At 67.0% G+C, this 8651-nt stretch carries 7 protein-coding genes and 1 pseudogene; 6 read left to right on the top strand and 2 right to left on the bottom strand.

All coding sequences use genetic code 11. The features are described 5' to 3' along the window. Positions 1-170 precede the first annotated feature (170 nt). A pseudogene (locus tag NFW05_RS17075) lies at positions 171-455 on the top strand (DUF1778 domain-containing protein); the annotation flags it as partial. Here the strand turns inward: NFW05_RS17075 and NFW05_RS17070 are convergent. Further along, positions 338-802: a hypothetical protein gene (locus NFW05_RS17070; protein ID WP_295309773.1), complete on the bottom strand. Its 465-nt coding sequence runs from the start codon at positions 800-802 to the stop codon at positions 338-340. The pseudogene NFW05_RS17075 and the gene NFW05_RS17070 sit on opposite strands and share 118 nt — an antisense overlap. Then, on the bottom strand, positions 799-1284 hold the full coding sequence (locus NFW05_RS17065) for a hypothetical protein (protein WP_295309771.1): 486 nt from the start codon (positions 1282-1284) through the stop codon (positions 799-801). Before NFW05_RS17065 ends, NFW05_RS17070 begins: the two co-directional genes overlap by 4 nt. 274 nt (positions 1285-1558) lie before the next feature. On the opposite strand from NFW05_RS17065, the gene NFW05_RS17060 reads away from it, so the two are divergent. The 5 genes from NFW05_RS17060 to NFW05_RS17040 form a co-directional block, all read left to right on the top strand. Further along, positions 1559-1876, top strand: a complete 318-nt coding sequence (locus NFW05_RS17060) for a hypothetical protein (protein WP_295309770.1) — start codon at positions 1559-1561, stop codon at positions 1874-1876. A gap of 111 nt (positions 1877-1987) precedes the next feature. Then, the gene (locus NFW05_RS17055; RefSeq protein ID WP_366918273.1) at positions 1988-2836 is read left to right on the top strand and encodes a hypothetical protein; all 849 of its coding nucleotides are present in this window, start codon (positions 1988-1990) and stop codon (positions 2834-2836) included. Further along, positions 2833-4305 (top strand): ATP-binding protein, encoded by a 1473-nt coding sequence (locus NFW05_RS17050; protein ID WP_295309766.1) that lies wholly within the window; start codon positions 2833-2835, stop codon positions 4303-4305. Before NFW05_RS17055 ends, NFW05_RS17050 begins: the two co-directional genes overlap by 4 nt. A gap of 118 nt (positions 4306-4423) precedes the next feature. Beyond that, positions 4424-6838: an EcoAI/FtnUII family type I restriction enzme subunit R gene (hsdR, locus tag NFW05_RS17045; protein WP_295309764.1), complete on the top strand. Its 2415-nt coding sequence runs from the start codon at positions 4424-4426 to the stop codon at positions 6836-6838. Positions 6839-6865: 27 nt separating this feature from the next. Further along, the coding region (locus NFW05_RS17040; protein ID WP_295309762.1) for a class I SAM-dependent DNA methyltransferase at positions 6866-8651 on the top strand (1786 nt) is incomplete at its 3' end.

Raw genomic sequence — 8651 nt, 5'->3', positions numbered from 1 at the left:
GGACCTCGGCCAGAGCGCGTGATCAGGTTTGCTGAACATTGTGGCTAATCATGACGACTCAAGACCGGCGGTTCACCGTCAACCGCGGTAGCAGTCGCCTCAGAGAACAGGCCTGCGTGCGTCGCTTGTATTAACACAGCGTCACTTGATCGAACAAGAGAGGCGCCGCCATGGGAACCATCGCATCCTCACCTGCTGCCCGTTCGGCCCGTCTCGGCTTGCGCGCCACGCCCGAACAGGAGGCTGTGCTGCGCCGTGCCGCCGAGGTGGCCCACAAGTCGCTGACCGACTTCATTCTCGACAGCGCCTGCCTGGCTGCCGAGCAGACCCTGCTCGATCAGCGCCTGTTCATGGTCTCGGGCAGCCAGTACCAGGCCCTGATGGATCTGCTGGAGCGCCCCGACCAGGCCAACGACGGCTTGCGCGACTTGTTCGCTCGTAAGGCGCCTTGGGACGCGAAGTGGCGTTGCGGGCACCGGAGCCCCTTGCCGCGCAGCACCGGCTGGAAGGCTTCGACTACGGCAAGCTTGTCGCGGTGGGAAATCTCGCTGCCGCTGGACACCACGCCGTCGTCGAGCGGTTTCTGCCGGTAGAAGGTCCGCGTCAGCGCCACCAGCAAACTCTGATCGTGTGGCGTGGTGACCTTGCCCGCGGCTTCGATCTGGCCATCCGGCCGCACCACCACCTTGCTGGCGCCGCGCTTCCTGATCTTCAACGGGATGAACGTGGACAGCTTGATTTGCCCGCCATCCCGGCGCTCGCGGGCAACGGGTGCGCCGGTGGCCTGAACACGTGCCTTCATCCGGTTTCGTCCAGCTCCTCAAGCTCGGCGCCGATGGTGCCGGGCATCAACTCACCGGCCAGTTCCTGCCAACCCTGATCGCGCCAGACGATCTCCAGACTGCCGTCGGCCACGACGACGCGCTCGATCAACGGCTTCGCGAGCCGACACTGCTCAGCCGGATACAGCTCTCGCCAGAGGCTGGCCAGGTACCCCATCGGCAGCACGACACATCGACCATGCGCGCGAAGTCGGCCAGTCAGCGCGACAGGCGGTCGATCTTGGTCGCCCATCGAAGCCAGCAGGTCACGACGCACCGACCAGACCGACGCCGGCTCGGGCTTCGGGTCCCAGCGGTTGACGATGCGGCGCGCGGCGATCAAGGCGTCGATGGCGCGCTGGTCCTGCTGATTGCGGGCCTGCAACTGCTGGAGCATGGCGGCCAGCGCCTCCAGGTCGCAGATTTCGTCGGCGAGGTGCTTCGATACTGCCGGGACGCCCATCGCTGCGGCGAGCGCGGACTTCCTGATCTTGGAGATCAGGTTCATCGGAAGGCTCCTGCGTGTTGATGCTTCAGGCCCGCTGGGCAGACGGATAACGCGGACCGCCGGGGCGGACGGTGGTGCTGATCCAGAGGTCCCGCCCGAGCTGCTTCTTGATCGCCACGGGCGCACCCGGTCGCGGATTCACGGCGCGGACGGGCTGCCAGCCATCTGATGCGTCAGTCGCCGTGACCGAGGGCCCGACCGATGTGGACGGCGCCCGGTCGCCGATGCCGTGCAGCCACTGGACATCACCCGCTGGCGTGCTGCCGACCGCTTGGTCTGGGAGCCGCAGGTTCGAAGGTGGCTGGTCGCGGGCGTGTTCCCCCATGGCGCAGGCTGCCCTGACCGCCGCTGCGGGTGGTCTCGGGAAGTCCTTCATGCTGCTGCCCGCGAGGCGGCCGCTTTCGATGGCCTCCGGGCCAACGCACCGACGCGGTCAGGCGGCACGCTGGCGGGCCACGGCGTGGCGATCTACGTCACGGCCGAGGACGAAGCCATCGAGGCCCAAGACCGGCTGAACGTGCTGGGCCCGATCCCGGATCGGCTCTAAGCCGTCGCCCGATGCCGGCGGCGCTGTGCCGCTGCGCGCACCAGACCGGTCGACGCGAGGACCGGCGACGACCCCACCGCGTGGACGGACCTGGAGCGCCAGATCAAGGCGATGCCGGGCCGACGCCTGGTCGTGCTCGATCCGCTGCAGCCCCTGTGCGCGCTGGACCTGAACGTGCCGGACGACGCGCAGTTCGTCTGTTCCCGTCTGGCAACGCTGGCGGCCGGCACCGGCGCGCCTGTCATCGTGTCGCACCGCTTCGCCAGGCGTGAGGCGTCAACGCCGGAGCAGGCCCGGGAAGCGGTTCGCGGCACCGGCGGCCTGCTCGATGGCGTGCGCTCCGTCTGCGCACTGTGGAACCCGAAGGAGAAACAGGCCAAGACGATCTGCAAGACCCTGGGCGAACCCTTCGAGCGTGGCCGCGTCCTGATGGGCGGCGTGGTCAAGGCCAACGGTCGCGCCAATCTGCGCGTGACCACGTTCCTGCGCGACGCGCGTGGCCTGCTGGTGGATCGCAGCCAGGATGTGCTGCGAACGCGCGCGACCGATGTGGACCTGCGGCCGGCGCTGAAGGCCACCATCGCCCGTGCAGCGACCGAGGGCGAGCCATACACCAAGACCCGCGGCAACGGCGTCTACGAGCGTCGGCACGAACTGCCGGAGCACTCCCACAGCATCGGCAAGCGTCGGCCGGCCGACCGGGTCGGCACGCTGCTCGACCGTGAAGAACGCCACCGTCAGCGTGCAAACCGGGCTTTGCAGGGATGGCGCTTTGCAGCCTCGGGCCGCCGACAACGGCCATGCGCCGAAGCCGAATGCTGGCGCGGGCTTACGAGCGATTCACGCGCTGTCGCGCCCGGAAGCCAAGTGCCCCGTCGACGACGAAATCACCCTGGAGTCGGTTTTCAAGTAAAATACACTTTAACTAAAGGAAGTCCGCAAGTACAATTTCACCCATGAGGGTCTCAAAGGAAGAACTCGTCGCGGTTCTCGCCCAGTTCAACCCCTGGTGGCGGGGCGAGGCCATTGCGGATCTGCCCAAGTGGCGGCGCGCGGCCTTCCGTGAACTCCACGCCTGGCTGACCGCTCCGCCCGCGCCCCGGGCCGTGATGCTCTCCGGTGCGCGGCAGATCGGCAAGACCACGCTGCTGCTGCAGGCCGCGGATGCGCTGCTCGCTACCTCCGTGCCCGCCGCCAACATCCTGTATGCCACCTTCGACCATCCGATCCTGAAACTGGCCGGCATCGACGCCGTCATCGAGGCCTGGCGGGAGCGTGAGCCGCGCGCCGAGGGGCCGGAGATCCTGCTGCTCGACGAGGCCCAGTTCATCCGCGACTGGGGGACGTGGGTCAAGCACCAGGTCGACTTCCGCAAGGACCGGCGCATCGCCTTCACCGGCTCGGCCATGCCGCTGGTGGAGGCCGACCAGGAATCCGGCGTCGGCCGCTGGCACACGATCCGGCTGACCACGCTGTCGTTCTACGAGTACCTGCAGATCAAGCGTCTGCAACTGCCGGAGCTGCCCAAGCTACGCAGCCTGCGCGACCTGTTCGACTGGACGCCGGCGGACTTCTACCGCGCCACCGACCTGGGTCGGGACTACGTCGGCCACTTCCACGAGTACCTGCTTCGCGGCGGCTTTCCGCAGACCGCGCAGGTAGACAGCGTGACGCAGGCGCAGCGCCTGCTGCGCGAGGACATCATCGACAAGGTGCTCAAGCGCGACATGACCGCGCTGTTCGGCGTGCGCCGCGTGCTGGACCTGGAGCACACCTTCCTCTACCTGTGCCTGCACGACGGCGGCCTGCTGGACATGGTGGACCTGTGCAGCAACCTGGAGGTCAAGCGACCCACGGCGCAGCACTTCATCGAGCTGCTCGAGGCCACCCACCTGATCTACCGTCTCGCGCCCTACGGCTACGGCAAGGACGTGCTGCGCGCGCGCTTCAAGATCTACCTGGCCGATGCGGCCATCGCGCCGGCGGTGATGCTCAAGGGCAAGGCCATCCTGGAGGATGCGGCAGCGCTGGGCGTGGCCACCGAGACGGCCGTGTTCAAGCACCTGTTCGCCCGCTACTACGCGCAGAACGTGCGCTTCTCGTACTGGCGCGGCAAGCGCGAACACGAGGTCGATCTCGTCGCCGAAGTGGGCGGCGAGCTGATCCCCTTCGAGGTCAAGTACCGCGCCCAGCACACCGGCGCGCGGGAGCTCAAGGGCCTGATCGAGCTGTGCCAGGCCAGGCGCATCGCGCGCGGCTACCTGGTCACCAAGTCGCTCGACGACTTCGGGCCGATGCAGGGTTTGTCGGTGTCCATAGCCGAATCGGCAGCGGGCGCGACCACGGCGGCCACGCAGATCATGCGCATTCCCGCACCGCTGCTCTGCTTTTGGATGGGCGCGACTGAACTTCCTGGGAATGCGCAATGAAGCTGGCCGCGCGACAACTTGCAGCGCTGAGCTGTAGCCATGCGGAGGTCAGTCTCACCGCGGTGGAGGTGAAGCTGAGGATGTTCTTTCGGCTCAATGCGACATTGAAGGGGCGGCCATGCGCGATGGCGTGATCACCGAAGCAGACACCTGCCGAGAGTTCGTCACGCCCCGACTGGTCGAGTCGGGATGGGGGGCGGCGCCCCACGTCATCGGTGAACAGCGCAGCTTCACCAATGGCCGGATCATCGTCGCGGGCGGGAGGGTACGTCGCGGCAAGCAGAAGCGCGCCGATTACCTGCTGTACTACCGCCGCGACTACCCCCTGGCCGTCGTCGAAGCCAAGGAGATCGGCCTGCCCGCCGAGACCGGCGTGCAGCAGGCCCGCGAGTACGCGGAGATCCTCGGGCTCAAGTTTGCCTACGCCACCAACGGCCACCGCATCATCGAGATCGACTACACCGCCGGCACCGAGCGCGAGGTCGACCGCTACGCCACACCCGACGAGCTGTTCGCCCGCCTGACCGCCGCGGCGCAGATCCCCGAGGAAGCCGCGTCACACCTGCTGGAGCCGTTCAACCTGGTGTCGGGCAAGGTGCCGCGCTACTACCAGCAGATCGCCATTCATCGTGTGATCGAAGCGATCCTGCTCGGACAGAAGCGCATCCTCGCCACCCTGGCCACCGGAACCGGCAAGACCTGCGTCGCGTTCCAGATCTGCTGGAAGCTGTGGAACAGCCGCTGGAACCGTACCCGCGAATACCGTCGCCCGAAGATCCTGTTCCTGGCCGACCGCAACATCCTGGTCGACGACCCGATGGCCAGGATGTTCGCGTCCTTCGGCGAGGCCCGGCACAAGATCATCGGTGGCCACGTGAGCAAGAGCCGGGACATGTACTTCGGCATCTACCAGTCGTTGACCACCGCCAACGAAGATGTTTTCCGACAGTACCGGCCGAACTTCTTCGATCTGATCATCATCGACGAATGCCATCGCGGCTCCAGCCGAGACGAGAGCGCGTGGCGCGCCGTGCTGGACTACTTCACCCCTGCTGTGCAGTTCGGCATAACGGCGACTCCGATGCGCGAGGAGTCACGTGACAGCTACGAGTACTTCGGCAATCCGGTCTACACCTACAGCCTGCGCCAGGGCATCGAGGACGGTTTCCTCGCACCATACCGTATCCATCGCGTGATCACCACGGTGGATGCGGCGGGCTGGCGACCGAGCAAGGATGAACTCGATCGCTACGGACGAAAGGTTCCCGACGAGGAGTACCAGACCAAGGACTTCGAGCGGATCGTGGCCCTGCGCGCCCGCACCCGGGCGATGGCCCGGCATCTGACCGATTTCCTCAAAGGCACCGACCGCTTCGCCAAGACGCTGGTGTTCTGCGTCGACCAGGAGCACGCCGCCGAGATGCGGCAGGAGCTGCTCAACCTCAACAGCAATCTGGTGAAGCAGTACCCGGACTACGTCTGCCGCGTCACTGCCGACGAAGGCGCCATCGGCCTGAGCCACCTGGCGCATTTCCAGGACGTCGACAAGCCGGCGCCGGTCATCCTCACCAGCTCCCAGCTGCTGACTACCGGCGTCGATGCCGAGATGGTCAAGAACGTGGTGCTGGCCCGCGTCGTCGACTCGCGCGCCGAGTTCAAGCAGATCGTCGGGCGCGGCACGCGGCTGAAGGTCGACTACGGCAAGGAGTACTTCAACATCATCGACTTCACCGGCACGGCCACCCGCCACTTCGCCGATCCGGACTTCGATGGTGAGCCCGCGCTGATCGAGGAAGTGACGGTCGACGAGTCCGGCGAACAGGTCGGCATCACGGAGACCGAGCCCCCGACGTCGCCTGATGGGCCACCCGAAGCCCAGCCAGTCGAGTACGAGGTGCCGGAAGAGCAGATCGGCCCTGATGCCGGCGGCCTGGCCATCAACGTGCCACCACCCGAGCCGCGCAAGTTTTACATCGACGGTGGCGAAGTCGAGGTGATCGGACACCTGGTGTACGACCTGGATACCGACGGCAAGAAGCTGCAGGTGGTGAAGTACACCGAGTATTCCGGCCGCTCCGTGCGCACCCTGTACCCCACCCGCGAGGCCCTGCAATCGGCCTGGGCCGACCCCGATACGCGCAGCGAGGTGCTGCGCGAGCTGACCGAGCGCGGCATCAGCTTCGAGGAGCTGGCCGCCAGCAGTGACCAGCCGGATGCCGACCCCTTCGACCTGCTGTGCCACCTGGCCTGGAACGCGCCGCTGCTCACGCGCCGCCAGCGCGCCGAAGCGGCCCGCCGCCGGGCGCAGGACCTGTTCGCCCAGTACGGTGACACCGCGCGCGAGCTCCTGGCACTGCTGCTCGAACGTTACGTCGAGCGCGGCATCCTGCAGTTCAGCACGCTGTCGGAGCTGATGAAGGTCCAGCCCTTCGACCGCTACGGCAGCCCGGCCGAGATCGCCACCCGCCACTTCGGTGGCGTGCGCGGGATGAAGGACGCCGTCTCCCGCCTGCAGAGCGCGCTCTACCAATAACGACAAGACCCGCGAGAACCCGAACCGATGCCCCGTTCCGAACGTTCAGCGGCCACCGCCGACGCCCCCGTCGAAAAGAAGCCCCGCGCCGCGCGTAAGGCCAAGGCGCCACTCACCACCCGCGAGAACCTGTCGGCGCTGATCGGCACCGCCCGCCAGATCCTGCGCAAGGACAAGGGACTCAACGGCGACGTGGATCGCCTGCCGCTGCTCACCTGGGTGATGTTCCTCAAGTTCCTCGACGACCTCGAAGCCGTCCACGAGCAGGAGGCCGAACTCGACGGCCAGCGCTACCAGCCGATCATCGAAGCGCCGTACCGCTGGCGCGACTGGGCCGCGCGCGAGGACGGCCTGACCGGCGACGAACTGCTGGCCTTCATCAACCAGGACGAGACTCACCGCGCCGACGGCTCACGGGGCGCGGGGCTGTTCGCCTACCTGCGCGCCCTGGCCGGCAGCGGCGAGAAGGGCAGCCAGCGCGAAGTCATCGCCAACGTGTTCAAGGGCGTGCAGAACCGCATGGTCAGCGGCTACCTGCTGCGCGACATCGTCAACAAGATCAACGGCATCCACTTCAGCAGCAGCGAGGAGATCCACACCCTCTCGCACCTGTACGAATCGATGCTGCGCGAGATGCGCGACGCCGCTGGCGATGCCGGCGAGTTCTACACCCCGCGCCCGGTGGTGCGCTTCATGGTGCAGGTGACCGACCCGCGCCTGGGCGAAACCGTGCTCGACCCCGCCTGCGGCACCGGCGGATTCCTGGTGGAGGCCTACGACCACCTGGCCCCGCAGGTGACCACGCCCGAGCAACGCCGCATCCTGCAGCGCGACACGCTCTACGGCCAGGAAGCCAAGCCGCTGCCCTACATGCTGGCGCAGATGAACCTGCTGCTGCACGGCCTGGAAGCCCCGAAGATCGCCTACGGCAACACGCTGGACCGCCGCGTCAACGAGATCGGCCACAGCGAACGCGTGGACGTGATCCTCACCAACCCGCCCTTCGGCGGCGAGGAAGAGGTTGGCATCAAGGCCAACTTCCCGCCCAACATGCAGACGGCGGAGACCGCGCTGCTCTTCCTGCAGTACATCATGCGCAAGCTGCGCGTGGCGGGCGCGCCGGTACCCGGCGGCAAACCCGCTGCGCGCGGCGGCCGTGCGGCAGTGGTCGTGCCGAACGGCACCTTGTTCGGCGACGGCATCAGCGCCGTTATCAAGGAGGAACTGCTCAAGGAGTTCCGCCTGCACACCATCGTCCGTCTGCCGCAGGGCGTGTTCGCGCCCTACACCGACATCCCGGCCAACCTGCTGTTCTTCGAGCGCGGCGGCCAGACCGACACCATCTGGTACTACGAGCTGCCCTTGCCCGAAGGGCGCAAGAAGTACAGCAAGACCGCGCCGCTGCAGTTCGAGGAGTTCGCGCCGGCCCTGGCCTGGTGGAACGCCCGCGAGGAAGGTCCGCAAGCCTGGAAGGTCGACTTTGCCGCCAGGCGCGCTGCCGCCGTGGAGGCCGCCACGCCGCACTGGCAGCGAGCCGAAGCCGAGCGAAATGCGGCGCTCTCGCTGGGCAAGCCGATTCGAGAACTGGAACAGGCCGCACAGACCGCGGCAAACGGCGACAAGGCCGCGCTGCAGGACAGGTTGCGTGCGCTCAAGGCCGAACAGCAGGCTCACGAGCAGGCCGTCAAGGCGGCCCAGGCCGAGGGCGATGCCCTGTACTGGCCCATCTACAACCTGGACCTCAAGAGCCCCCACGCCCGCGAGTCAAGTCCAAAATTTGCTGTAAATTCTGTCGGTCGGTTTGATGATGATG

Origin of the sequence: Accumulibacter sp., assembly GCF_023806625.1 — a bacterium.
GTDB lineage: Bacteria > Pseudomonadota > Gammaproteobacteria > Burkholderiales > Rhodocyclaceae > Accumulibacter.
Note: the sequence above shows the minus strand (reverse complement) of the source record. Positions and strands in the feature narration are given on the sequence as shown.